The sequence below is a fragment of the Sphingomonas lacusdianchii genome, assembly GCF_022664395.1.
GTDB classification, from domain to species: Bacteria; Pseudomonadota; Alphaproteobacteria; order Sphingomonadales; family Sphingomonadaceae; genus Sphingomonas; species Sphingomonas lacusdianchii.
Genome location: NZ_JAKRET010000073.1, coordinates 1 through 1,320, shown reverse-complemented (window position 1 = coordinate 1,320; position 1,320 = coordinate 1). Strand labels below are relative to the sequence as shown.

Sequence of the window (1,320 nt, the reverse complement as noted above, 5' to 3'; positions counted from 1 at the left end):
GTGAACCACATGGCGTAATCAGGAGCGGTGCTCGTTGGGATAGCCTGTCGTCCCCTGAAGAGGAGGACGGAAGATGACCTGCTATGTTGGCCTAGATGTGTCGATGAAGGAGACCGCGATCTGCGTCGTGGACGAAACGGGCGATCGCATATGGGACGGTAAGTCGCGAACGGACCCGGACGCTATTGCGGCCGTGCTGGCGCGGAGGGCCGCAGGAGCCGTGAGGATCGGTATCGAGACGGGCCCGATGACCGTGTGGTTGTGGCACGCATTGACCGAGCGAGAGCTGCCGGTGGTGTGTCTTCATGCCAGGCATGCTGCGGCAGCGCTGAAGCTGCAGATGAACAAGACGGACCGCAACGACGCGTTTGGGTTGGCACGGCTGGTCCGCTCGGGCTGGTACCGGCCGGTCGCTGTTCGCTCGATGGATACGCACCGGTTGCGTGCGCTCCTGATCACGCGAGACCAGCTGGTCGGCATGAGCACCGCGCTCATCAACAAGATACGCGGCCTGGCGAAGACTTTCGGCATTCTGGTCGGACCCGGGAAGGGTGGCACCTTCGAACGTCAGGTCCGGGCAACGCTGCCGGACGATCCGGTGGTCGCCGCACTGTTCGAGAGCCTACTGGCGATGCTGAGCACATTGCGGGAGCAACAGCTTGCCATTGCCAAGCAGCTCGCCCGGGTTGCCCGGCAAAGCGGCGCCTGCCGCTTGATGATGACGATGCCCGGCGTCGGACCGCTGACGGCCGTCAGCTTTATGACCACCATCGAGGATCCTCACCGGTTCCGACGCTCGCAGGATGTCGGCGCCTATCTCGGTCTCACTCCGCGTCGCTACCAGTCGGGCGAGGTCGACATCAACGGCCGCATCTCCAAGTGCGGAGATCGTCTCACCCGCAAGCTGCTGTTCGAAGCGGCCAATGTCATGCTGTCGCGGACCTCGCAGGCGTCGGCGCTGAAGGACTGGGCTGCCGCCATCGGCCGGAGATCGGGCTTCTGGAAGGCGCGCGTTGCGCTGGCCCGCAAGCTGGCGGTGATCCTCCACCGGATGTGGATCGACGGGCGAGGCTTTGACCCAAAGGTGACTGCCATGGCCTGATATCTGCTTTCCGAGCTGCCGCCCCGCCAGGGTGCGGCCACGGCCATCTCGTGACCCGCTTCGTGACCATCTGGAACACGGGAACCACATCGAGAGGCCGGCGATCTGGCGCCATGCTGAGGCTGGACCCGTCCTGACCTCGAAGACGACAACGATGCGCAAAAGAAGATCGACTACGAGCACCTTGGCAAACGGCTTGACCGATTAGACGACAAGCG

1 protein-coding gene is annotated in these 1,320 nt (G+C 63.8%); it reads left to right on the top strand.

The features are described 5' to 3' along the window. Positions 1–73 precede the first annotated feature (73 nt). A complete protein-coding gene (locus MF607_RS22505) occupies positions 74–1,102 on the top strand; it encodes an IS110 family RNA-guided transposase (protein WP_020493465.1) in 1,029 nt (342 codons plus the stop codon). Positions 1,103–1,320: the final 218 nt, after the last annotated feature.

Bases quoted from the DNA above. Each gene is read 5' to 3' on its own strand.
- MF607_RS22505 (WP_020493465.1), top strand. From the start codon at position 74: ATGACCTGCTATGTTGGCCTAGATGTGTCGATGAAGGAGACCGCGATC.